At 69.1% G+C, this 23073-nt stretch carries 20 protein-coding genes; 8 read left to right on the forward strand and 12 right to left on the reverse strand.

Features of this window, described 5'->3' with window-relative positions; translation table 11 throughout:
- The first annotated feature begins 32 nt into the window (after positions 1-32).
- The 3 genes from dapD to galE all read left to right on the forward strand — a co-directional run bounded on the left by dapD (position 33) and on the right by galE (position 3010).
- Positions 33-1001, forward strand: coding sequence for a 2,3,4,5-tetrahydropyridine-2,6-dicarboxylate N-succinyltransferase (gene dapD, locus AC5RV6_RS01475; protein ID WP_494005515.1), 969 nt, complete (start codon positions 33-35; stop codon positions 999-1001).
- 21 nt (positions 1002-1022) lie between these two features.
- Positions 1023-1904 carry a hypothetical protein gene (locus AC5RV6_RS01480; RefSeq protein ID WP_494005516.1) on the forward strand — a complete coding sequence of 294 codons (882 nt, stop codon included), beginning with the start codon at positions 1023-1025 and terminating at the stop codon, positions 1902-1904.
- 89 nt (positions 1905-1993) lie between these two features.
- A complete protein-coding gene (gene galE / locus AC5RV6_RS01485) occupies positions 1994-3010 on the forward strand; it encodes a UDP-glucose 4-epimerase GalE (protein WP_494005517.1) in 1017 nt (338 codons plus the stop codon).
- A 134-nt stretch (positions 3011-3144) separates the two neighbouring features.
- Here the strand turns inward: galE and AC5RV6_RS01490 are convergent, their stop codons facing one another.
- The 3 genes from AC5RV6_RS01490 to fdxA all read right to left on the reverse strand — a co-directional run bounded on the left by AC5RV6_RS01490 (position 3145) and on the right by fdxA (position 6076).
- On the reverse strand, positions 3145-4437 hold the full coding sequence (locus AC5RV6_RS01490; protein ID WP_494005518.1) for a citrate synthase: 1293 nt from the start codon (positions 4435-4437) through the stop codon (positions 3145-3147).
- Positions 4438-4595: 158 nt separating this feature from the next.
- Entirely contained in the window at positions 4596-5753 is a 1158-nt protein-coding gene (gene dapC / locus AC5RV6_RS01495) for a succinyldiaminopimelate transaminase (protein WP_494005519.1), read from the reverse strand.
- Positions 5750-6076, reverse strand: a complete 327-nt coding sequence (gene fdxA, locus AC5RV6_RS01500) for a ferredoxin (protein WP_494005520.1) — start codon at positions 6074-6076, stop codon at positions 5750-5752. The genes dapC and fdxA overlap by 4 nt, the downstream gene beginning before the upstream one ends.
- A gap of 223 nt (positions 6077-6299) precedes the next feature.
- Between fdxA and AC5RV6_RS01505 the strand changes: the two genes are divergently transcribed.
- Both AC5RV6_RS01505 and AC5RV6_RS01510 read left to right on the forward strand, forming a co-directional pair.
- Complete coding sequence (locus AC5RV6_RS01505) at positions 6300-6539, forward strand: putative acetyltransferase (RefSeq protein WP_494005521.1); 240 nt, start codon at positions 6300-6302, stop codon at positions 6537-6539.
- 405 nt (positions 6540-6944) lie between these two features.
- Entirely contained in the window at positions 6945-8447 is a 1503-nt protein-coding gene (locus AC5RV6_RS01510) for an HNH endonuclease (protein WP_494006597.1), read from the forward strand.
- A gap of 173 nt (positions 8448-8620) precedes the next feature.
- On the opposite strand, the gene AC5RV6_RS01515 is transcribed toward AC5RV6_RS01510, so the two are convergent.
- From AC5RV6_RS01515 to AC5RV6_RS01545, 7 genes are all read right to left on the reverse strand, one after another.
- Entirely contained in the window at positions 8621-9130 is a 510-nt protein-coding gene (locus AC5RV6_RS01515; RefSeq protein WP_494005522.1) for a hypothetical protein, read from the reverse strand.
- An 8-nt stretch (positions 9131-9138) separates the two neighbouring features.
- The gene (gene typA, locus AC5RV6_RS01520) at positions 9139-11061 is read right to left on the reverse strand and encodes a translational GTPase TypA (protein WP_494005523.1); all 1923 of its coding nucleotides are present in this window, start codon (positions 11059-11061) and stop codon (positions 9139-9141) included.
- A 292-nt stretch (positions 11062-11353) separates the two neighbouring features.
- The gene (locus AC5RV6_RS01525; RefSeq protein WP_494005524.1) at positions 11354-13036 is read right to left on the reverse strand and encodes an ABC transporter ATP-binding protein; all 1683 of its coding nucleotides are present in this window, start codon (positions 13034-13036) and stop codon (positions 11354-11356) included.
- A complete protein-coding gene (locus AC5RV6_RS01530) occupies positions 13033-13995 on the reverse strand; it encodes an ABC transporter permease (RefSeq protein ID WP_494005525.1) in 963 nt (320 codons plus the stop codon). The genes AC5RV6_RS01525 and AC5RV6_RS01530 overlap by 4 nt, the downstream gene beginning before the upstream one ends.
- Positions 13988-14914: an ABC transporter permease gene (locus tag AC5RV6_RS01535; protein ID WP_494005526.1), complete on the reverse strand. Its 927-nt coding sequence runs from the start codon at positions 14912-14914 to the stop codon at positions 13988-13990. The genes AC5RV6_RS01530 and AC5RV6_RS01535 overlap by 8 nt, the downstream gene beginning before the upstream one ends.
- 134 nt (positions 14915-15048) lie before the next feature.
- Positions 15049-16689, reverse strand: a complete 1641-nt coding sequence (locus AC5RV6_RS01540; RefSeq protein ID WP_494005527.1) for a peptide ABC transporter substrate-binding protein — start codon at positions 16687-16689, stop codon at positions 15049-15051.
- Positions 16690-17017: 328 nt separating this feature from the next.
- On the reverse strand, positions 17018-18775 hold the full coding sequence (locus tag AC5RV6_RS01545; protein WP_494005528.1) for an ABC transporter family substrate-binding protein: 1758 nt from the start codon (positions 18773-18775) through the stop codon (positions 17018-17020).
- Between the two features lie 402 nt (positions 18776-19177).
- Between AC5RV6_RS01545 and AC5RV6_RS01550 the strand changes: the two genes are divergently transcribed.
- On the forward strand, positions 19178-19618 hold the full coding sequence (locus AC5RV6_RS01550; RefSeq protein ID WP_494005529.1) for a hypothetical protein: 441 nt from the start codon (positions 19178-19180) through the stop codon (positions 19616-19618).
- Between the two features lie 97 nt (positions 19619-19715).
- Positions 19716-20327 (forward strand): NAD(P)-dependent oxidoreductase, encoded by a 612-nt coding sequence (locus AC5RV6_RS01555; protein ID WP_494005530.1) that lies wholly within the window; start codon positions 19716-19718, stop codon positions 20325-20327.
- An 18-nt stretch (positions 20328-20345) separates the two neighbouring features.
- Here the strand turns inward: AC5RV6_RS01555 and AC5RV6_RS01560 are convergent, their stop codons facing one another.
- Positions 20346-21299: a hypothetical protein gene (locus AC5RV6_RS01560; protein WP_494005531.1), complete on the reverse strand. Its 954-nt coding sequence runs from the start codon at positions 21297-21299 to the stop codon at positions 20346-20348.
- 175 nt (positions 21300-21474) lie between these two features.
- On the opposite strand from AC5RV6_RS01560, the gene AC5RV6_RS01565 reads away from it, so the two are divergent.
- A complete protein-coding gene (locus AC5RV6_RS01565) occupies positions 21475-22062 on the forward strand; it encodes a helix-turn-helix domain-containing protein (protein WP_494005532.1) in 588 nt (195 codons plus the stop codon).
- 21 nt (positions 22063-22083) lie between these two features.
- On the opposite strand, the gene AC5RV6_RS01570 is transcribed toward AC5RV6_RS01565, so the two are convergent.
- Positions 22084-22962: an AraC family transcriptional regulator gene (locus tag AC5RV6_RS01570; RefSeq protein WP_494005533.1), complete on the reverse strand. Its 879-nt coding sequence runs from the start codon at positions 22960-22962 to the stop codon at positions 22084-22086.
- Positions 22963-23073: the final 111 nt, after the last annotated feature.

Consider the following 23073-nt stretch of genomic DNA (forward strand, 5'->3'; position numbering starts at 1 on the left):
GTCCCACAGTACCGCTCGGTAAAGTGGAGCCCATGACTTTTAGCACCTCTACCGCCTCCCCCTCCCGCACCGCGTCCGGGCTTGGCCTGGCCACCGTTGCGGCCGACGGCACCGTGCTCGACACCTGGTACCCGCGCCCGGCGCTCGGCGCCCTCGACGTCGACTCTGCCTTCCGCGACGAGCTGGAGGCCGCCGCCGCGTCCCTCGCAGACGGTATCCGCGGCGTCCACTGCACCGTGGTCGACACCGAGATCGACCTTGACGCCGCCCCGGCCGACACCTCCGACGCCTACCTGCGCCTGCACCTGCTCTCCGCCCGCCTCGTCCAGCCCAACACCGTGAACCTCGACGGCATCTTCGCCAAGCTGCCGAACATCGTGTGGACCAACTACGGTCCCTGCCTGCCGGAGAGCTTCGACGCCGTCCGCCTGCACCTGCGCTCCCGCGGCCCCGTGACCGTCTACGGCGTGGACAAGTTCCCCCGCATGGTCGATTACGTGCTGCCCACCGGTGTGCGGATTGCCGACGCCGACCGTGTCCGGCTCGGTGCCCACCTCGCCGAGGGCACCACGGTCATGCACGAGGGCTTCGTCAACTTCAACGCCGGCACCCTGGGCACCTCCATGGTCGAAGGCCGCATCTCCGCCGGCGTGGTCGTCGGTGACGGCAGCGACGTCGGCGGCGGCGCCTCCATCATGGGCACCCTCTCCGGCGGCGGCAAGGAAAAGATCCGCATCGGCGAGCGTGTGCTCCTGGGCGCCAACTCCGGCGTCGGGATCAGCATCGGCGACGACTGCGTGGTCGAGGCCGGACTCTATGTGACCGCCGGGACCCGGGTCACGGTTATGGACCCGGAGGGCGAGCCGCGCACCGTGAAGGCCGTGGAGCTCTCCGGCGTGCCGAACCTGCTCTTCCGCCGCGACTCCTCCACCGGCACGGTCCAGGCCCTGCCGCGCAACGGGCGCACCGTCGAGCTCAACGCCGACCTGCACGCCAACTAGGCACGGATCCGGTACCGGGCAATGGCCGGCGGGCAGGCAGCGGTGTTTCGGCGCCGCCGCCTGCTCGTCGGCGCCCTGGTGCTGGCGCTGGTCACGGCCGGCGTCTGGGCCCTGGCCTCGCTGGGCGAAGGCCGGGACCGCGCGGTCCCGGTACGCGAGCGGTGCACCGCCACCGTCGACGGCGCCGGCTGGTCCTTCTCCCCCGCGCAGACCGAATATGCGGCGCTGATCGCGGCCGTCTCAGTCCAGCGCGGCCTGCCCCCACGGGCGGCGTCGATCGCCATAGCCACCGCGATCCAGGAATCCTCGCTGCGGAACCTGGACTACGGGGACCAGGCGGGCCCCGATTCGCGCGGCCTGTTTCAGCAGCGTCCCTCCAGCGGCTGGGGCACCCCCGAGCAGGTGATGGACCCGTACTACGCCGCCAACGCCTTCTACAACGCGCTCGTGGAGGTTCCCGGTTACACGGAACTGCCGATCACGGTCGCCGCGCAGGAGGTCCAGCGCTCCGCCTATCCCGACGCGTATGCGGACCACGAGTCCGAGGGCAGGGCCTTCGCCTCCGCCCTGACCGGCCACTCCCCCGCGGCGTTGAGCTGCGTGCTCGGCCCGGCCGCCGCCGTCGGCAATCCCGATGCCGTCCTTGATGCGGCGACGGCGGCCTACGGTCCGGTGACCGCGGAAGTGTTCGGCTCCGTGCTGCTGGTGGAGGCCGAGGGAGCCTTCGGCTGGTCCGTTGCGCAGTGGGCGGTCGCCAACGCCGCGGCCCTGTCCATCGAGTCCGTGTCCTTTGACGGACAGCAGTGGCGGCGCGGCGCGGGCACCTGGGAACCGACGGACGCCTCCGCCTCGGAGGTGGCCATCGCCGTGGCGGGGGTCGCCGCCCCCGAGCCCGGGCAGTAGCCCCGGTCCCGGGGGTCCGGCGGCGGCAGCCGGGCCGGGGGCGGCGCTGACAGCGGCGACGACGGCGGCGGGTCGGTTACGCTGAAACCATGCGAATTCTAGTCACCGGCGGCGCCGGGTACATCGGCTCCCACACGACCCTGGCGCTCCTGGAGGCCGGGCACGACGTGACCGTCCTGGACAATCTGGCCAACTCCAGCGAGGAGTCTCTGCGGCGGGTCCAGGAGCTTTCCGGGCGGTCCCTGGTTTTCATCAAGGCCGACCTTCTGGATGAGCAGGCGCTCGAAGCCTCCTTTGCCCAGTCCCGGCCCGAGGCCGTCATCCACTTCGCCGGGCTCAAGGCCGTGGGCGAGTCGGTCGCCAAGCCGCTCTACTACTACACCAACAACGTGGTCGGCACGCTGAACCTGCTGCAGTGCATGGACCGCCACGATGTCCGCACCATCGTCTTCAGCTCCTCCGCCACCGTTTACGGCGCCTCGGAGCAGGTCCCGCTGACCGAGGACATGCCCATGGACGCGGTGAACCCGTACGGGCGCACCAAGGAGCAGATCGAGGACATCCTCTCCGACCTCGGCACCGCCGACGGCCGCTGGCGCGTGGCCCTGCTGCGCTACTTCAACCCGGTGGGCGCCCACGAGTCCGGCCGTATCGGCGAAGACCCCACGGGCGTGCCGAACAACCTGCTGCCGTTCGTCGCGCAGGTCGCCGTCGGACGCCGGGAGAAAGTCATGGTCTTCGGAAACGACTACTCCACCCCGGACGGCACCGGCGTGCGCGACTACATCCACGTGGTGGACCTCGCGGCCGGGCATCTGGCCGCCCTCGACTACGTCAGCGGCCAGGCCGGGGTGTACCGGTGGAACCTGGGCACCGGCAACGGCTCATCGGTGCTGGAGGTGCTGGCGGCGTTCTCCAAGGCCGCCGGGCAGGAGATCCCCTATGAGTTCACCGATCGCCGGCCGGGCGACGCCGCCGTCAGCTACGCCGACGCGACCGCCGCGCAGCGTGACCTGGGCTGGAGCGCCAAGCACAGCCTCGACGACATGTGCCGCGACCACTGGCGCTGGCAGGAACAGAACCCCCAGGGCTACGCGGGCGCCTAGCCGGCCGGCGTCGGCCCGGGTGCGTGCACCCGGCGCCGCGCGGCACGGCTGCCGCAGATACGGAAAGGACCCCCGGACACTGTCCGGGGGTCCTTTCCGTGTGGCGGGCCGGTGAACCGGCCGACGCCGGGCTCTTAGCCGAGCGGGTAGTCGCGGGCCGGGGCACCGATGTAGAGCTGGCGCGGACGGCCGATCTTCGTCTGCGGGTCCTTCATCATTTCGCGCCACTGGGCGATCCAGCCCGGCAGGCGGCCGATGGCGAAGAGGACCGTGAACATCTTCTCCGGGAAGCCCATGGCCTTGTAGATCAGGCCCGTGTAGAAGTCGACGTTCGGGTACAGCTTGCGCTCGATGAAGTAATCGTCGGCCAGGGCCTTCTCCTCCAGGCGCATGGCAATGTCCAGCAGTTCGTCGTTGCCGCCGAGCTTGGCCAGCACGTCGTGCGCGGTGGCCTTCACGATCTTGGCGCGCGGGTCGTAGTTCTTGTAGACCCGGTGGCCGAAGCCCATGAGGCGGACGCCGTCCTCCTTGTTCTTGACCTTCTCCATGTAGTCCTCGGGCTTGATGCCCTCGGCCTGGATCTGGCGCAGCATCTTCAGCACCGCTTCGTTCGCGCCGCCGTGGGCGGGGCCGAAGAGGGCGTTGATGCCGGCGGAGACGGAGGCGAACAGGTTCGCGTTGGCGCTGCCGACCAGGCGCACGGTCGAGGTCGAGCAGTTCTGCTCGTGGTCTGCGTGCAGGATCAGCAGCAGGTCCAGGGCCTTGACCAGCTCGGGGTCGATCTCATACGGCTCGGCCGGGAAGCCGAAGGACAGGCGCATGAAGTTCTCGACGAGGTTCAGCGAGTTGTCCGGGTAGAGCAGCGGCTGGCCGATGCTCTTCTTGTGCGCGTAGGCGGCGATGACGGGCAGCTTCGCCATCAGGCGGATGGTGGACAGCTCCACCTGCTCCTCATCGAACGGATCCAGTGCGTCCTGGTAGAACGTGGACAGGGCGCTGACCGCGGAGGAGAGCACCGGCATCGGATGCGCGTCGCGCGGGAACCCGCCGAAGAAGCCCTTCAGGTCCTCGTGCAGCAGGGTGTGGCGGCGGATCCGCTGGTCGAACGACTCCAGTTCCGCGGCGGTGGGCAGTTCCCCGTAGATCAGCAGGTAGGACACCTCGAGGAAGTTCGAGTGCTTGGCCAGCTGCTCGATCGGGTAGCCGCGGTAGCGCAGGATTCCCTCGTCGCCGTCAATGTAGGTGATCGCCGACGACGTCGCGGCCGTGTTCATGAAGCCGGGGTCGTAGGTGACGGTGCCGGTCTGCTTCAGCAGCTTGGAAACGTCCAGGCCGTCATTGCCCTCGGCGGCGGCGATCCGGGGAAGCTCGAGTCCGTCCTCCGGGCCCTCCCCATAGAGAAGCCGCGCGCTTGCTCGCTCAGTCAATTATGTCTCCTTCTGGAGTGTACGGACCCCTGCCGCTGTTCCCGCTCGGGCGGGCGGCAGACCGGTTTCCGCTCCAACTGTTTCGATAAAACGCTACCTGCTTAGTAGCGCAGGCCACTAATCAGCGGCCGGGTTGTTGTCCAAGCGCAACATGGCGTTCAGCTGCCTGATGCGTTGGTGAGCCGGCGGGCTGCGGCGGCCACGCCGTCGTCGTCCGCGGTGAGGGCGATGCGGACGTAACCTGCCCCTGCCTCTCCGTAGAAGACGCCGGGCCCGGCGACGATGCCCAGCTCGGCGAGCCGCTTGATGGTGGTCCAGGTGTCCTCACCGGCGGTGGTCCACAGGTACAGGCCGGCCTCGGAGTCGGAGATCCGCAGGCCGAAAGCCTCCAGCGCGGGCACCAGGATCTCTCGGCGTGCCCGGTACAGGTCCTTCTGCGTCTGCACGTGCGCGTCGTCGTCGAGCGCGGCCTGCATGGCAGCCTGCACGGGGGCCGGGACAATCATTCCGGCGTGCTTGCGGCTGTTCACCAGGGAGGCGATCAGCGCGCCGTCGCCGGCGGTGAAGGCGGCCCGGTAGCCGGCGAGGTTGGACTGCTTGCTGAGCGAGTACACCGACAACAGCAGGGACAGGTCCCCGCCGCTGACCGCGGGTTCCAGCACGCCGGGGACACGCGGCCCGCCGCGGGACTCGTCCCACTCGCCCCAGCCGAGTTCGGCATAGCACTCATCGGAGGCGACGACGGCGCCCTGGGCGCGCGCCGAGTCCACCAGGGCGCGCAGCGATTCGGCGCTGCGGACCGCTCCGGTGGGGTTGGCGGGCGAGTTCACCCAGACCAGGCGCACGCGGGCGCGGACTGCGGGGTCCAGGTCGTCGAGGCTGTCGGCCGCGACGGCCTCGGCGCCGGCGAGCCGGGCGCCGATGTCATAGGTGGGGTAGGCGACGACCGGGCGGACGACGACGTCGCCCGGGCCCAGTCCCAGCAGCAGCGGCAGCCAGGCGACCAGCTCCTTGGACCCGACAGTGGGCAGGATGTCCGCAGGGTCCAGGCCGGGGGTGCCGCGGCGCCGGGCATACCAGCCGGCGATCGCTTCCCGGAGGGCGGCGGTGCCGTGCGTCGTCGGGTAGCCGGGAGCGTCGGCGGCTGCAGTGAGCGCCGCCCGGATGGGCTCCGGCGTCGGGTCCACCGGGGTGCCGATGGACAGGTTGACCGCCCCGTCGGGGTGCTCCGCGGCCCGGCGGGCGTACGGCGCCATGGCCTCCCAGGGGTACTCGGGCAGGTCCAGGCCGAAGCCCGGGGCCTCAGAGGCGCTCATCCGTCCTGGTTCTGCGGCGGCAGGACGGCGATGATCGGGTGGTCCTTGTGCGTGTTGCCGACCTTGGCCGCTCCACCGGGCGAACCCAGGTCATCGAAGAACTCGACGTTGGCCTTGTAGTAGTCGGCCCACTCCTCGGGCACGTCGTCCTCGTAGTAGATGGCTTCGACGGGGCAGACCGGTTCACAGGCGCCGCAGTCGACGCACTCGTCGGGGTGGATGTAGAGGGAGCGTTCACCCTCGTAGATGCAGTCGACCGGGCATTCCTCGATACATGCCTTGTCTTTGACATCCACGCATGGCTGCGCAATTACGTACGTCACTGCCCTTGCCTTCCTGATCTGCGATCGCCCGGACGGGGCGCCCATCTCCCACGTTAGTGGTCAGGACCCATTATCTCCCAGCCCGGACCCGCGGGCGTACCATGGTCCGGTGCCTGAGACTCAAGATGATTGGCCTGCCGAAGGCGAGGGTGGGGCGGTCCGCGGCGTTGGGGCGGACGGCGACGGGGCGAACGACGTGCCTGGTTCTGACAGCTTCCGGCCCATGGGAGGAAGCGTCGCCCGGGAGCTGCTGTTGTCTCTTCCTGCCGGCTCCCGGGTCGTCGTCAGGTACCGCATCGAAGGCGGGTTCACGGATGCCGTGGGCCAGTTGACCCATGCAGATGGCGACAGCACCACCATCGCCACCCGCCGTGGTGAGGTGGTCATTCCGATGGCAGCGGTTGCGGCGGCCCGGAGAGTTCCTCCGCCACTTCCCCGCCGTCGTCCCCGCTCGGCCGGATAGGCCCCGCCCTTCCGTCTCGGATCGGGACTGTGGAGAGCCTGATGAGCACCTGCCGGTGACTTACCTGGAACGCGCAGTCGGCTACCTACCGAGCGCTTTCCACTGCCCTTGTGACCCTCATTTTGGGAACATAGATTCGAACACATGTTCGAGGGAAACAGTATGCGGGCGGCCTCATCGGCCAGTATCAGCGCCGGTACCGGGGCCGGTACCGAAAGCCCCTTGAGCCCTGCCCCTGCTGGCTCCGGTAGGGGTGCAGGTGGCGGTTCCATCACGGGTGCTGGTACCGGCTCCGGGGCCGGGGTTGGGGGCGGGGGCGACTCCTCGTGGCTGCCGTCCCAGGGTGTGGGCCGGGGCGACTCGGTCGGTCCGGGTGTTGGGGTGCCGTCGAAGGTTGCGGAGTTGGTGGGGGCGGCCGGAACCGCGGTGGCGGAGCTGATCGAGGTGCTGGGCCGGGTCTCGGTTCCTGACGTGGTGCTGGTGGATGTGCTGCGCGGACTGGAGGACTTGAAGGCCTCCGCCGCCGCCGGACAGGCGCTGGCAACGGTTCGGCTGGATATCTCGCAGCGGCGGGCGCAGGAAGCAGCAGGGGTCCCGCGCGGTCAGCTGGGCCGGGGCGTGGGAGCGCAGGTCGCGCTGGCACGCCGGGACTGCCCCGCCCGCGGCGGACGGCACCTCGGATTGGCCAAAGCCCTGGTCAAGGAGCTGCCCTGCACGCTCGCCGGGCTGGCTGCGGGGCGGATCAGTGAGTGGCGGGCCACGCTGATCGCCCGCGAGACCGCCTGCCTCGATCCCGCTGACCGGGCCGAGGTGGACCGCCTGGTCGCCGGGAACCTGGACGAGATCGAACGCCTCGGAGACCGGCAGCTCATCGGGCAGCTGCGCCGCCACACCTACCGGCTGGACCCGCGATCGGTGGTGAACCGGTCACGCAAAGCCGAGGCCGAACGCTACGTCTCCCTGCGCCCGGCACCGGACACCATGTGCTGGCTCACCGCCCTGCTGCCCGTCGCCCAAGGCGTCGCCGTCTACGCCGCTCTCTCCCGGGCCGCCGACACCGCCCGCACAACAGGCGCCGCCGGTACCGGTGCGGGCGGCTCGGCGGGTGCCGGCGGACAGCCTCGCAGCCGGGGCCAGGTCATGGCGGACACGCTCATCGAACGCATCACCGGCCGCGACCCGGCTCAACCGCCCCGGCTGGAAGTGCAGCTGGTCATCACCGACCGCACCCTGCTCCACGGAAACAACGAACCGGCCCTGCTGCACGGATACGACACCGTACCCGCCCCCTGGGCCCGAGACCTCATCAACCGCGCCCTCACCGGCGCAGGGACGGATACCGGTGCCTGCGCCGGAACAGGCGCCGGTACAGGCATGGGGACAGGCCTCGGTGCAGGCGCAGGTTCGGGGCAGGCGGCGCCGGGGCAGCGGCCCCCGGACCTGACCCTGCGTCGGCTCTACACCGCCCCCGGGACCGGGGAACTGATCGCCATGGACTCCCGCGCCCGCGCCTTTCCACCCGGTCTTGCCCGCTTCATCACCACCCGCGATCAGCACTGCCGCACCCCCTGGTGCGGGGCACCCATCCGCCACATCGACCACGCGACACCCCACGCACGAGGCGGCAGCACTGCAGCGTTCAACGGCCAGGGCCTCTGCGAAAACTGCAACTACGCCAAACAGGCACCCGGCTGGACCACCACAACCACCGTCACGACCACCACCACAACCCCCACCCACCGAACCCCGCCCCGCGCGGAACCACCCGATCAGGCGGCACCCATCGGACAGTCGGCATCCGAACCCACCGCCCCACCCGGCCCTTCGACGCCCAGCCCCCACGAAACGCTCATCACGACCCCGACCGGACACACCTACACCTCCACACCGCCCGCACTGCCCGGCTAGAGGTGTCGGAACACCATAACCAGCGGCTGTACAAGCTGAATCGGGTGCGCCCGATGCCCCTTAAACAGCTGAACCGCCGGGTCCCGAAGGACTCGACGGTTCAGCTGGCCGGTCACTGACAAGTGGCGGCAGCGGCGTCACACCGGTCGGAGTTGCCTCACACCGGTCGGCGTTTAGGGAGTCGGATGCTCCTGGGCCGGATGACCGCCCGCCGGTGGCCACTGGACCGCATGGCCCGCCGCGGCGGTGTTGCGGGCGTCAGCCCGGCGCTGGCGGCCCAGGACCATCACGCTGATCACCACGGCAGCCAGCGTCGCCGCTGCCTGGCCGAAGAGCCAGATCTGCCCGGCCACCGTAATCGGAAGCGTCTGGTCGGAAGAAGTGCCGGTGACGATCAGCGGACCGCCGAGAATGTCCATGGAGAACGCGCCCAGGACAAGGTACGTCACCGCACCGGTCACAGCGCTCATCACGGGCCGCCGGTAGAGCACCCCGGCAAACACCGCAGCGGCACCGCTCAGCACCAGGGCGGCGAACGCACCGAGCGGCAGCCCGGACATCCCGTCCTCCTGGTAGAGGATCCTGCCGTGCAGCGCAGTCCCGATCACCGCAGCCACCAGCCCCAACAGCACGGAGACCGGGAGGGCCCGCCGCAGCGTGCCCTCCCGGCTGTTCTGCTCCATGGCCGTTGTTATGCCTTCGCCCGGGCCCGAGCAGCCTTCAGGCGCTCGTTGGCGTCAAGCACAACCTTGCGGATGCGGATGGCCTCCGGAGTGACCTCGACGCACTCGTCCTCGCGGGCAAACTCGAGGGACTCCTCAAGCGTGAGCTTGCGCGGCGGGGTGAGGTTCTCGAAGCTGTCCGAGGAAGCCGCACGCATGTTGGTGAGCTTCTTTTCCTTGGTGATGTTCACGTCCATATCGTCGGCGCGCGAGTTCTCGCCCACGATCATGCCCTCGTAAACCTCGGAGGTCGGCTCCACGAAGAAGGAACCGCGCTCCTGCAGGTTGATCATGGCGAAGGGGGTGACGACGCCGGCGCGGTCCGCGACCATCGAGCCGTTGGTGCGGTACTCGATCGGGCCGGCCCACGGCTCGTAGCCGCCGGCGTAGGAGGACGCGATGCCGGAACCGCGGGTTTCCGTCAGGAACCGGGTCCGGAAGCCGATGAGGCCACGCGCCGGAACGGTGAACTCCATGCGCACCCAGCCGGTGCCGTGGTTGGACATGTTGGTCATCCGGCCCTTGCGGGCCGCCATCAGCTGGGTGACCGCGCCGAGGTATTCCTCGGGTACGTCGATGGTCATCTGCTCGATCGGCTCGTGCAGCTTGCCGTCGATGGTCTTGGTGACCACCTGCGGCTTGCCGACGGTCAGCTCGAAGCCTTCGCGGCGCATCTGCTCGACGAGGATGGCCAGCGCCAGCTCGCCGCGGCCCTGCACCTCCCACGCATCGGGACGCTCGGTAGGCAGCACGCGCAGGGACACGTTGCCGATCAGTTCCTTGTCCAGGCGGTCCTTGACCTGCCGGGCAGTGACCTTGGCGCCCTTGACCTTGCCGGCCAGCGGCGAGGTGTTGATGCCGATGGTCATGGAGATCGCGGGATCGTCCACGGTAATCAGCGGCAGCGGCCGCGGATCATCGATGTCGGTCAGGGTCTCACCGATGGTGATGTCCTCGATGCCGGCGACGGCGACGATCTCGCCCGGTCCGGCGGACTCGGCCGGCACGCGCTCAAGGGCCTTGGTGGCCAGCAGCTCGGTGATCTTGACCGTCTTCATGGTCCCGTCGTGGCGGGCCCAGGCGACCTGCTGGCCCTTGCGCAGCGTGCCGTTGAAGATACGCAGCAGGGCCAGGCGGCCCAGGAACGGCGAGGCATCAAGGTTGGTCACGTGCGCCTGCAGAACCCCGTTCGGGTCGTAGGTCGGCGCCGGGATGTGCTCGATGATGGTCTGGAACAGCGGCTCCAGGTTGTCGTTGGCCGGCGCGGAGCCGTCGGCCGGCTGCTCCAGCGAGGCTGCACCGACACGGGCGGCGGCGTAGACGACCGGCACGTTGAGGACCGAATCCAGGTCCAGGTCCGGCACCTCGTCGGCCAGGTCGCTGGCCAGGCCCAGCAGCAGGTCCATGGCTTCGCCGACGACTTCGTCAATGCGGGCGTCGGGGCGGTCGGTCTTGTTGACCAGCAGCACCACGGGCAGCTTGGCCGCCAGCGCCTTGCGCAGCACGAAGCGGGTCTGCGGCAGCGGACCCTCGGAGGCGTCCACGAGCAGGACGACGCCGTCGACCATCGACAGGCCGCGCTCGACCTCACCGCCGAAGTCGGCGTGGCCGGGGGTGTCGATGACGTTGATGGTGATGGTCTCGCCGTTGGAGGCGGGGCCGTTGTAGAACACCGTGGTGTTCTTGGCGAGGATCGTAATCCCCTTTTCGCGTTCGAGGTCCCCGGAGTCCATCACGCGTTCTTCGACCTCGCCGTGGGCGGCGAACGAGTTGGTCTGTTTCAGCATCGCGTCGACGAGCGTCGTCTTGCCGTGGTCGACGTGGGCCACGATCGCGACGTTGCGAAGATCGCTTCGCACCGCGCTGTTAACAGCCGTGTTGGTTTCTGACATGCGTGAGGACTCAATTCCTAGAGGTTCATTCGAAAGGCGCCGGGCGGCCCGGCCATATGCCGTGACCGCTGCCAGCTGCGGCGCCTGCGCCATGGTGCCCTGCGCGGCGGCCGGCACAGCTGCCCGCCGGTACCCGCCGTCAGCAGGCACCCTGCCATTGTAGTACCCAGCGTCCAGCGCACCTAACGGAGCCACCCGACGGCGGATATGCCGAGGGCGCGGAGGCTACCGTACTCGGTCTCCTCCGCGCCCGCAACGACGCCCGTCAGCGTCCGGCTTTTACTTCCAGCGGCTAGGCCACCTCGGGCGGCAGCATCAGGCCGGCGCCGGGAATGGCGGCCAGCAGCGCCTTGGTGTACCCCTGCTGCGGGGCGTCGAACACGTCGTCCGTCGTGCCGGTCTCGACCACGCGGCCCTTCTGCATCACGCAGACGTTGTCCGCGATCTGCCGCACCACGGCCAGGTCGTGGGTGATGAACAGGTAGCTCAGGCCCAGCTCGGCCTGCAGCTCGGCGAGCAGGTTCAGGATCTGGGCCTGCACCAGCACGTCGAGGGCGGAGACCGCCTCGTCACAGATCACGACCTCCGGATCCAGGGCCAGGGCGCGCGCAATCGCCACGCGCTGGCGCTGGCCGCCGGACAGCTCGTTCGGGAACCGGCGCATGGCCGACGACGGCAGCGCCACCTGGTCGAGCAGCTCCCGGACCTTCTTCTCCCGGCTCTTGGCGTCGCCGATGCCGTGGACGCGCAGCGGCTCCTCGATGGTGCGGAAGATGTTGTACATCGGATCCAGCGAGCCGTACGGGTCCTGGAAGATCGGCTGGACCCGGCGGCGGAACTCGAACAGCCGCTTCTTGTCCAGCGTCGTCATGTCCGTGCCGTTGAACAGGATGCTGCCCGAGGTGGGCGTTTCCAGGTTCAAGACCATCCGGGCCACCGTGGACTTGCCGGAACCGGACTCGCCGACCACCGCCGTCGTCGTCCCGCGCTTGATGCTGAAGGAAACGTCGTCGACGGCGGTGAAGTCCACCGACCGGCCCAGGCCCTTGCGGAGCTTGAAGACCTTGGTCAGGTTCCGCACCTCGATGACATCGTCGGCCTTCGCCGCATCCACCTCGGAGGTGAGCAGTTCCTCGGACTCGATGCCCATCGCCTTGGCCGTGTCGATCCGCTTGGACGCCAGCGACGGCGCGGATTCGACCAGCTTGCGGGTGTAGGGATGCTGGGGGTTGGTGAGGATCTCCAGCGCCGGGCCGGACTCCACCACCTGGCCCTTGTACATCACCACCACCTTCTGGGCGCGCTCGGCGGCCAGGCCCAGGTCGTGGGTGATCAGCAGCACGGCGGTGCCCAGCTCGGTGGTCAGCGTCTCCAGGTGGTCCAGGATCTGCCGCTGCACGGTCACGTCCAGCGCCGACGTCGGCTCATCGGCGATGAGCAGGCGCGGGCGGCAGGACAGGCCGATGGCGATCAGGGCGCGCTGGCGCATGCCGCCGGAGAACTCGTGCGGGTACTGGCGGGCACGGGACTCGGCGTCGGGCAGCCCGGCCTGGGACAGGACCTTGGCCACGTCGGCGGGGGCGTGCGGCAGCCCGTTGGCGCGCAGCGTCTCCTTGACCTGGAAACCGATCTTCCAGACCGGGTTCAGGTTGGACATCGGGTCCTGCGGCACCATGCCGATCGAGCTGCCGCGCAGCTCGACGATCCGCTTGGCGCTGGCGTTGGTGATGTCCTCGCCGTCGAACAGGATCTGCCCGCCGCTGACCTTGCCGTTGGCGGGCAGCAGGCCGATTGCCGCGAGGGCGGTCGTGGACTTGCCCGAGCCGGACTCCCCCACGATCGCCACGGTCTCGCCCGGCATGACGGACAGGTGGGCATTCTTGACGGCTTTGACGTCGCCGCCGGAGGTGGCGAAGGTGATCGCCAGGTCCCGGATTTCCAGCAGCGGAGCGGCTGCCTGCTTTGCTTCGGTCATCGTTTCCGCGCTTTCGGATCGAGGGCGTCACGGACGGCGTCGCCGAGCATGATGAAGCTCAGCACGGTCAGGGACAGGGCCGCGGCCGGCCACAGCAGTGCCGCCGGGTTGACCCGGAGGTAGGGCTGGGCGGAGGAGATGTCATTGCCCCAGGACATGACGCTCGGCGGCAGGCCGATGCCCAGGAACGACAGGGTGGCCTCGGCCACGATGAAGGTACCCAGCGAGATCGTGGCGATGACGATCACCGGCGCCATGGCGTTCGGGATCACGTGCTTGAGCAGGGCCTTGAAGCGCGAGACGCCGAGTGCCTGGGAAGCCACCACGAAGTCGGCGTTGCGCACCGAGATGACGGCGCCGCGGGTGATGCGGGCGATCTGCGGCCAGCCGAAGATCACCAGGGTGACCACGACCGTCCACACGTTGCGGTTCTCCCGGAAGGCCGGCAGCTGCATGATGATGATCGCGCCGAGGATCAGCGGCAGGGCGAAGAAGATGTCGCCCAGGCGGGCGATGACGGCGTCCAGCCAGCCGCCGTAGTAGCCGGCGAGGGCGCCGAGGATGCCGCCGAGGATGACCACGCAGATGGTGGTCAGCAGCCCGACGGTGACCGAGGCACGGGCGCCGTAGATGATGCGGGCGTACACATCGCAGCCCTGGTTGGTGAAGCCGAGCGGATGCCCGGAGACTGCGCCGCCGTTGGAGTTGGCGAGCAGGCACTGCTCGGAGGACGGGTCGATGGACGAGAACAGGTTGGGGAACGCCGCTACGGCAATCACCAGCAGGATCAGGACCGCGGAGATGATGAACAGCGGCTGCCGGCGCAGGTTCCGCCAGGCCTCGGCCCACAGGCTCAGGGGCTGGGAGTCCTCCTTGACGCTGTCAGTGGCCGAGACGGGAGTCTCGTCCAGCGGCGCCACGAAGTGTTCGATGTCGGAGGGGGCGGTGTCTTTATGCATAACGGATCCTCGGATCAAGCCAGGCGTACAGGAGGTCCACGAGCAGGTTCGCGATCACGTAGACCAGGACCAGCACGCTCACGATGGCAACGATGGTCGGTCCCTCACCGCGGACGACGGCCTGGTACAGCTTCTGGCCGACGCCGGGGACATTGAAGATGCCTTCGGTGACGATCGCGCCGCCCATCAGGGCGCCGAGGTCGGCGCCGAGGAAGGTGACCACCGGAATCAGGGAGTTGCGGAGGATGTGGACGGTGACCACGCGCGGGCGGGACAGGCCCTTCGCGGTGGCCGTGCGGACATAGTCCGCGTTCATGTTCTCGATCACGGAGGTGCGCGTCAGGCGCAGCACATAGGCGAACGAGGCCAGGCCGAGCACGGAGGCCGGAAGTATCAGGTTGCCCCAGCTCGCGTCTCCGCCGACGGTTGGTGAGGTCCAGGCCAATTGAACGCCGAAGACGAACTGCAGCAGGAAGCCCAGGACGAAGACCGGGATTGCGATCACGATCAGCGAGGCGACCAGGACGGTGGCGTCGAACCACTTGCCCTTGCGCAGGCCGGCGATCAGGCCGAAGACGATGCCGAAGACGGCTTCGAACAGCAGGGCCAGCACGGCCAGGCGGACGGTGACGGGGAAGATCTGGGCGAGCACATCCGCCAGGGGACGGCCGGAGAAGTCGGTGCCGAGGTCGAAGGTGACCAGGTTCTTCAGGAACAGCAGGTACTGCACGATGAACGGCTGGTCCAGGTTGTACTGGGCCCGCAGCTGGGCGGCGACCGCTTCGTTGACAGGCTTGTCACCGAACAGCGCCGCGATGGGGTCTCCGGGGAGGGAGAACACCAGGAAGTAGACGAGGAAGGTCGCCCCAAAGAAGACCGGAATCATCTGCAGGAAGCGACGGAGGACATAGCGCGCCATTAGGGGTGGCCTCCTGGCTGCTTGGGGGGGTGCGTTGTTGGCATTTGCAAACCTGTATTTCTTGGGTCAAACCCTGATGCAGGCCGGGGCCCGGCCGCCTGGCCGGGCCCCGGTCGCGTCGAAATGGAAACTGGTTACTTGGTGACGTTGTAGTAGATCGGCACGCCGTTCCAGCCGGTCTCCACGTTGTCCACGGCGCTGCTCCAGCCGGACTGCGCCACCTGGTACCACAGCGGCACCACGGGCAGGTCCTGCAGCAGGATTTCCTGCGCCTGGTTCATGACCTTGGCGCCCTCTTCGGGGGTGCCGGCGGCCAGGCCGTCCTTGAGCAGCTGGTCGAACTCGGGGTTCTCGTAGACTGCGTCGTTCGAGCCGGCGCCGGTGCCGTAGATCGGGCCGAGGAAGTTGTACAGCGACGGGTAGTCCGCCTGCCAGCCGGTGCGGATGGCGCCGGTCAGGGTCTTGGCGGTGGCGTCGGCGCGCAGCTCCTTGAAGGTGGCGTACGGCTTGCCTTCGGCGTTGATGCCCAGGGTGTTCTTCAGGCTGTTGGCGACGGCGTCGACCCACTCCTTGTGGTTCGCGTCGGCGTTGTAGCCGATGGTCAGGGCCTGGTCAGCGGGCCACGGGGAGATGGCCTCGGCCTGCTCCCACAGCTCCTTCGCCTTTTCCGGGTTGTACTCGAGGACCTCGTTGCCGGGGATCTCCTCGCTGAAGCCGTCGATCACCGGAGCGGTGAAGTCAACGGCCGGCTCGCGCGAGCCCTGGAAGATCACATCGGTGATCTCGTCCCGGTTGATCGCCATGGAGATGGCCTGGCGGCGCAGCTGTCCGGCTTCGCCGGAGAACTCCTCCATGTAGGTCGGCAGGGTCAGGGTCTGGTTGCCCGCGTACGCCTTCTCGGAGTAGCGGCCCTCGCCCAGGTCGGTCTTGAACGTCTGGAGCGCGCTGTTGGGCATGGTGTCCAGGATGTCCAGGTTGTCCGCCAGCAGATCCGCGTAGGCGGAATCGAAGGAGGAGTAGAACTTGAAGGTCACGCCGTCGTTCTGCGGCTCGCGGGTGCCCTCGTAGTCGGGGTTGGCGACCAGGTCGATCTGGACCTCGTGCTGCCAGGCGTCTTCCTCGGCGAGCATGTACGGGCCGTTGCCGACCGGGCTTTCACCGAAGGCAGCCGGATCCTCCAGCGCCTCGGAGGGCAGCGGGAAGTAGGCGGTGTAGCCCAGGCGCAGCGGGAAGTCGGACTCCGGCTGGTTCAGGGTGACCTTGAAGGTGGTCTCATCGACAACCTCCAGGCCGCTCATGGTCTCGACGGTGGCGCCCTCCGCGCTGACCTCCTCGTAGCCCTGGATCGGCTCGAAGAAGTAGGAGTTCAGCTGAGCGTTCTTGGCGGCTGCGCCGAAGTTCCAGGCGTTCACGAAGGACTCGGCGGTAACCGCCTCGCCGTTGGTGAAGGTCTGGCCTTCCTTGATCTTGATCGTGTAGGTCTGCGAGTCTTCGGTCTCGATGGACTCGGCCAGTTCGTTGACCGTGGCGCCGTTGGCGTCATAGCTCACGAGGCCCTCGAAGAGCAGGTCCATGATGCGGCCGCCGCCAACCTCGTTGGTGTTGGCGGGCAGCAGGGGGTTCTGCGGCTCGGTGCCGTTGGCGGTGATGATGGCGCCGCCCCCGGCGGTGTTCTCCGCGCCGGATTCAGCGTCGCCGCCGCCGCCGCAGGCGCTCAGGGCCAGAGCGGTCACTGCCGCGACGCTGAGCAGTTTGGAAGTGCGTGTGAAGCGCATTCCGCCTCCTAGATTCTGTAGGTGCCGGCGTCTGAAAACCGGCCAATTCGGCTGCCCTTCTGGGGTGAGCCGACTCACAAGCACACAAGCATAAGCCTCGGGACTGACCCGTGCGACCCGGGGAGGTGCATGTTTTGGCATGGGCTCTTCCCGGGAACCCGCCCAACCCGTAGACTATGCGCCCCCTTGCTAGGAATTATAGCCACCGGGGCATGCTCATAACGATTCGGCCTACTCCATCGACAAAGCGCCAAGTGACGCCCTGTTACGGCACTCTTGACGAACGCATCGGGCTCTGGACGGGGTTCCCCAGGAGCCCGAAATGAGATCAGGACGACACGTTCCAATTCCAGAGGTTCCACCACGGCCCCAGCTCATTCGGCATGTACTCCACGTTCCGCACGGTGTCGGCGAAGGCGTCGACGCCCGGCATCTGGAACAGCGGGAGCCCGTAGCGTGCCTCCCAGATCAGCGCATCGATCTCGATCTGCAGCGCTTCCTGCTCCTCGGCGTCGCCGGTCAGCCGCAGCTCGTCCATCAGCCCGTCGGCGGCGGCGCTGGAGAAACCGTTGTAGTTCGACGGCGAGCCGCTGCCGAAGACCTGCGCGACCGCGGCGGTGCCGACGCCGGTGGAGGTCCAGCCGAAGAGCGCGGCGTCGTAGTCCCCCTCCTCCAGGGCCTGGGCCCACCGGTCCCCCGGCAGCCCGCCGTCGACCACCTGGAAGCCGGCCTCCGCCGCGGAGCCGGCGATGAGCCGGAAGGCCTCGGCCCGGTTCGGGTTGTCGGCGTTGTACAGGATGCGCACCTCGGGGGTGTCACCGTCGAGCAGCCCGCGGGCCCGGTCCAGATCCGGTTCAGCGAATTCGTCGGAGCCGTTCTCAGCGGCGGCGGCCTCGTAGCCGGGCTGGTCGGGCAGGAACACCTGTGAGTCCAGGGGGCGGGCGGCGGGGTCGAGCCCGCCCAGCACGGCCTCGACGATCGCGGTGCGCGGCACGGTCAGCAGGAACGCCTCCCGCACGCTGCGGTCCGCGAACACGCCGTTGAACTTCAGGTCCAGGTGGTCGTAGCTGAGCTGGTATCCCTGCTGCACGGTCACGTTGTCCAGAGCCTGCAGGGCGCTCACCGTTCCGCTGTCCGGCAGCGGGGAGACGATGTCCACCTCGCCGCTGCGCAGCGCCTCCACCTGGGCGGCCGGATCCGCAATGAAGTGGACGGTGATTTCGTCCAGTGCCGGTTCCGGGCCCCAGTCGTAGTCGTCGTTGCGCACCAGGGTGAGCGTGCCGTCGTCGGCCATGGACTGCACGATGAACGGGCCGTTGGAGAGGTACAGCGAGGGATCCGCGGGCAGCGTGTCGGCGCTGAAGCCGGTATTCCAGAAATCGGCGACGGCGCGCAGCTCCTCGTCCTCCCCGCTCCCCCGCGGCGTTTCGCGGATCAGCCGGGTCAGGGCCTCGTCGTCGGCGAGCCCGGCTTCGCGCGCGACGATGTGCGCCGGCATGCCGATGCCGCCCCAGTCGGTGAGCGAACCGAACGCGGTCTCCCAGTCGGCGTAGGGCTCGGACCAGGTCAGGGTGATGCTGCGGTTGTCGTCGCTGATTTCCGGCAGGTCCGTGGCGGCCAGGGCCTCGGTGGATCCGGCGAAGTCGAAGTACCGGGTGCCGCCGTCGTCGAACCAGCCGGAGAAGGCCGCCCAGGCGAGCATCATGTCGTCGGCGTCGACGGGTTCGCCGTCAGACCACTGCACGCCCTCGTTGACGGTGTACTTGACGGTCAGCGGGTCGTCGGAGGTCTTTTCGTACCGCCCGAAGTCCTCCAGCTTCACGATGTCCAGGTTGTTGTCCACATAGTTGAAGCCGGAGTGCGTGGCGTAGGCGATCCGGGCGTTGGCCACGTTGTTGCCGGACACTGACTGCGGGTTAAAGGAGGTGAAGTCGTTGGCCTCGGCGACGGCGACGGAACCTCCGAGGGTGGGCGACGGCTCGGGCGCGGGGCCGGCGTCGGGCTCCGGATCGCTGCATCCGGCCAGCAGCAGGACAGCTGCCGTGCCTGCGGCGGCGAGCGTGGTGGACAAACGGGCCCGGATCATCGGTCTCCTTGCGTTGGACTTCCAGCATTAGACAACGGGTCGGCGCCGAGTGGAAAGCTGCGGCTCCTCCCCGCCAAGGCCCCGGGTGCGTGCCGTCGCGCAGTGCCATCCGGCGCGCCGTCTCGGTGAAGGGCACGTCCAGGAAGACCGAGAAGTTCCAGCGGCCGTGCAGGCCGTCGCGGTGCAGGAACATCCCCTCCACCAGGACGACGGCGTCCTGCGGTGCCTGTCGCCGCAGCGGCGAGCGCCGGGGCCAGCGCTGCGGAGAAGGTGGTCTTGCCGCTGCCGTCGACGCCGTCAACGGCCACCAGCGCCCTGCGCCCTCGGGGCAGGTGGGCGGCAAGGCGAAAGGCGAGCGTCTTGATGACCGGGTTCAGGGGCAGGCCTCCTATCCTGTCTGGCATGGGACTTTTTCGGCGGGACGATCGGCGCCGCGCTGCGGCTCCAGGGCTCCCGGGCGGCTCACCTGCCGTTCGGGCCGGCAGCGGCGACGGGGTGGACAGCGCGGCCGCGCTGCGGGAGGCCGGGGAGGCCTTCCACGCGGCCGAGCACGGGATGTGGGAAGCCTATCTGCAGCACCGGGAAGCCGCAGCGGCGGCACGGTCCCTGATCCGGGAGGTACGGGCGGCGGCGCCGGAGCTGCCCGAGGACGTGCGCGCCGTCGTGCTGCGCCAGGCGGAGGAGCTCGAGACGCAGATATCGCGGACCTTCGATGAACTGGTGGCCGAGCGGGAGATGAAGCTGATGGAGGCCGGGCGCCGCGGCCCAGGGTGGACGGTCGAGTTCTCTCCGCGGCGCTTCGGAGACCGGTACGTCCGGGACAACGGGCAGGACGACAGCTAGGCCCCGGCCGGCCTCGGCCCCCTGCGGAACCCGCCCTCCCGGGCCGCCCGTCGATAGAATGGACGCGCAACCGGCCCCTGCCAGAAAACGAGGCTCCGTGAAGATCACCATTGTCGGCGGCTCCCAGGGCACCGGCGCGCAGCTGGCCTCGCTGGCGGTGGCCGCCGGGCATGAAGTCACCGTCCTGTCCCGCAGCGGACGCGCTCCGGAAGGCGTTCAGGCAGTCGTCGGTGACGCAACCGACCCCGCCGCGGCGTCGCGCGCCGTCGCCGGAGCCGACGCCGTCGTCGTCACCGTGGGCGGCGCCAAGGGCGTGGCCCACCAGCGGGCCGCCGTCACGCGGGCGGTGATCACGGCGATGCAGGAGCAGGGAGTCCGCCGGCTCCTGGTGCAGTCCTCCCTCGGCGCCGGAGATTCCGGCTCTCAGCTGCCCGGCCCGCTGGGGTTCATCACCAAGGCCGTGCTGGCGAAGCCGCTGGCCGACCACAACGAGCAGGAGGCCGCGGTGACCGGCTCCGGCCTGGACTGGACCATCGTCCGGCCCACCGGCCTCAACGACAAGGAGCCGACCGGCTCCTGGCGGGCCCATGTGGTGGGCGACGGCGGGAAGCTGGGCGGTTCCATTCCGCGCCGCGACCTTGCCGCGTTCATGCTGCAGGCGCTGGCCGACGACGCGACGGTCGGCCAGGCCGTCGGCGTCAGCAGCTAGCCGTCCCGGCGGCCCGGGCTACCGTGCCGGTTCCTGTGCCGCGCCCTTGAGTCGGGGCGCGATGAACCACAGCAGCAGGCCAAGGAGAGCCCATCCGCCGAGGGTGATTCCGGCTGCGAGGCCGCCGGCGCCGTCGAAGTAGGCCACGGCACGGACGAGCGTGCCCGCCGCGCCCGGCGGGAGCAGCTGGCCAATGACCGCCACGCCTGCGGGCAGCCACTGGGCGCCGGCGGCGATCCCGGCGAACGGGTTGCCGACGAACATCATGGACATGGCGGCCACGGTGAAGCCCTTGGTGCCGAAGACTTCCTTGAGCCCGGCAAGCGGCAGGGCCAGCGCGGCGATGCCAAGCCCCACGCCAGCCGCCACCGGCAGGACCGGGCCGTCGATGCTGCCAAAGACGAACTTCAGGACGGCCGCAACGACGAGCCCGCCGGCGGCGGAGAACCCGAGCAGTCCGGCGAGGATCCAGCCGCGCCGGCCGGCGAGCATGGAACTGAAGGCGACGGCCGGCACGATGCCGCCGAACACAAGCGGGAACGCGAGGCCGCCGATGCCGACGCCGGTGGGATCATCCGCCGGCAGCGGCACGACGTCGACGACCTGGGCCTGGGCTCCGCTGCTGCCGGCAAGCACGGCACCGGCGTTGCTTACGGCCCCGGAGATGGCGGTGGAGCCGGCGCTGGCCACATAGACGGACAGGTCCGGTCCGGACAGGTCGAAGCCGCCGACGATGTCACGGTCTTCGATGGCCTGCTGCAGTTCTGCGGAGTCCGTGTACGTGCTCGCCTCGAACGCGCCGGGGGCCTGGTCGTCGAGCAGCTGGGCTGCCCTGTCCGTCGCCTCCGTTGGGCCCACGATCCCGACCTGCAGGTCCCGGGGGCCGGAAAGCAGGGAGGGCGAGATGAACAACATCAGCAGAGCAAGGAGGATCACGGACAACCCGACGGTGAGGCCGGCCCAGATGACCACCGGCTTTCCTCGGGAGGGCCTGGCCGGGCCGGAGGGCGCCGGGGTCGATGGTGGGGTACCGGGGGTGATGCTGGGAGCAGACATGCGAGCTTTCAGGTTTAGCGGAGGAAATTCCTCCACATACTACCGGATGAAAACTCTCCGGTTACACTTGGGGGAACCGAAGGGAGCCAGCATGAGGGCGGACGCCGCGCGACGCCGGGAGGCGATCATCACCCAGGCCCGGCACATTTTTGCCGAGCGCGGCGGTGACGTTGCCCTGGAGGCGATTGCCGCCGCGAGCGGTGTCGGCATCGCGACGTTGTACCGCAACTTCCCGAGCCGTGAGGACCTGGTTGCGGCTGTGGTGGACGACATGGTGCAACAGATCCTCGACGCCGTCGCGGCGGCGCAGGCGGAGGCCGTCGAGGATCCGGCGGCGGCCTGGGAAACCCTGCTGGGCCGGCTGCTGGACCTGGAGCTGGGGGCGCTGACGGACGGCCTCGGCCTGCAGGCGCGGTCCGATTCGAACGTGGACCGGGGTGGCGGATCGGATGGAGTCTCGCCGCTTGCCAGGATTCAGCAGCCGGCCCTGGACGCCCTCGATGGGCTGCTGGCGGTGCTTCAGGACGGCAAGGCGGTGCGGCGCGGCCTGCGCGGCCTGGACGTGATCGTGGCCCTGGCCACCATCACCCGGCCTCAGGCGGCGCCCATCCGTGAGGCGGCCCCGGAGGTGCGGGCCCAGCTGGCGGAGGCGTACCTGGCCTGGACCCGCGCCGGCTAGCGGAGGCTCCCGCGATTCCACTCAGGCACGATCGATCGGAAACCAGAGCTCGCAGGTCGCCGTCGTGAAGTCCGGGGCATGGTCGAGCACCGAAACGATCGACGGCCCGGGGCGGAGCCGGAACGGATTCGACGGGAACCACTCCGTGGCGGATCGCGCGTAGGCCTCCTGCAGTGCGGCTGGGTGCGGGCCGTCGGTCCGGAAGACCACCCACTCCCCCGCGTCCACGGCGATGACGTCCAGGTCGGGCGGCACCGGAGCGTCGGCGTCGACCGCCACGCCGTGCAGGTACGTCAGTTCGCTGCCTTCAGCGTAGTCGGGGTCGACGTCGGCGCTGACCTGGAGCAGGCCCGACGGCTCGGCGTTGCTGAGCTGCTTGAGGCGGTCGTGCTCGGAGGCGGGCAGAGAGGCGATGAGCTGCTGGATGTGCGGGTTGATTCCCTCGTGGATAAGGGGCACGCGGGCGGCGTGGCCGATCAGGCGGAAGGCGGGGCGGTTGATGATGCGGGCATCCATGGGTGTGCTCCCTTCGACGGTCAGGCGGAACCTGAGCAATGGTTGGCTGTGAAGGGGGCCGCCGAGCCGGCGGACGTCGCCGTGGCTCACGCCGTGCACGGCCCGGAATGCGCGCCCGAAGGCTTCGGTCGAGCCGTATCCGTAGCGCACGGCGATGGTGAGCAGGTCCCCGCCGCCGATGACGTCGGCCGCGGCAAGCGTCATGCGCCGCCGTCGTACGTACTCGGAGATTGGCATGCCGGCCAGGGACGAGAACATCCGACGCAGGTGGTAGCCGGTGGTGCCGGCCGCTGCGGCGAGCGCATCGATGTCGACGCCGTCGCCCGGACCCTCGCCCAGACACTGTTCGATCTCGTCGACGAGGTGGTTGAGGATCTCGATCACGGCTGCTCCCTTCGCCTTCCACTCTCCTCGCCGGCGGGCTGACGCCGCCCGACTTTTCAGGTCCGATGCGGTCGGATGTGGTTTTGCCAAGCGGCCTCAGGCTCCAACCCT

It is taken from the genome of Arthrobacter saudimassiliensis, assembly GCF_059090665.1.

Bases quoted from the DNA above. Each gene is read 5' to 3' on its own strand.
- dapD (WP_494005515.1), top strand. From the start codon at position 33: ATGACTTTTAGCACCTCTACCGCCTCCCCCTCCCGCACCGCGTCCGGG.
- AC5RV6_RS01480 (WP_494005516.1), top strand. From the start codon at position 1,023: ATGGCCGGCGGGCAGGCAGCGGTGTTTCGGCGCCGCCGCCTGCTCGTC.
- galE (WP_494005517.1), top strand. From the start codon at position 1,994: ATGCGAATTCTAGTCACCGGCGGCGCCGGGTACATCGGCTCCCACACG.
- dapC (WP_494005519.1), bottom strand. From the start codon at position 5,753: ATGAGCGCCTCTGAGGCCCCGGGCTTCGGCCTGGACCTGCCCGAGTAC.
- AC5RV6_RS01505 (WP_494005521.1), top strand. From the start codon at position 6,300: ATGGGAGGAAGCGTCGCCCGGGAGCTGCTGTTGTCTCTTCCTGCCGGC.
- AC5RV6_RS01515 (WP_494005522.1), bottom strand. From the start codon at position 9,130: ATGGAGCAGAACAGCCGGGAGGGCACGCTGCGGCGGGCCCTCCCGGTC.
- typA (WP_494005523.1), bottom strand. From the start codon at position 11,061: ATGTCAGAAACCAACACGGCTGTTAACAGCGCGGTGCGAAGCGATCTT.
- AC5RV6_RS01525 (WP_494005524.1), bottom strand. From the start codon at position 13,036: ATGACCGAAGCAAAGCAGGCAGCCGCTCCGCTGCTGGAAATCCGGGAC.
- AC5RV6_RS01530 (WP_494005525.1), bottom strand. From the start codon at position 13,995: ATGCATAAAGACACCGCCCCCTCCGACATCGAACACTTCGTGGCGCCG.
- AC5RV6_RS01535 (WP_494005526.1), bottom strand. From the start codon at position 14,914: ATGGCGCGCTATGTCCTCCGTCGCTTCCTGCAGATGATTCCGGTCTTC.
- AC5RV6_RS01540 (WP_494005527.1), bottom strand. From the start codon at position 16,689: ATGCGCTTCACACGCACTTCCAAACTGCTCAGCGTCGCGGCAGTGACC.
- AC5RV6_RS01545 (WP_494005528.1), bottom strand. From the start codon at position 18,775: ATGATCCGGGCCCGTTTGTCCACCACGCTCGCCGCCGCAGGCACGGCA.
- AC5RV6_RS01550 (WP_494005529.1), top strand. From the start codon at position 19,178: ATGGGACTTTTTCGGCGGGACGATCGGCGCCGCGCTGCGGCTCCAGGG.
- AC5RV6_RS01565 (WP_494005532.1), top strand. From the start codon at position 21,475: ATGAGGGCGGACGCCGCGCGACGCCGGGAGGCGATCATCACCCAGGCC.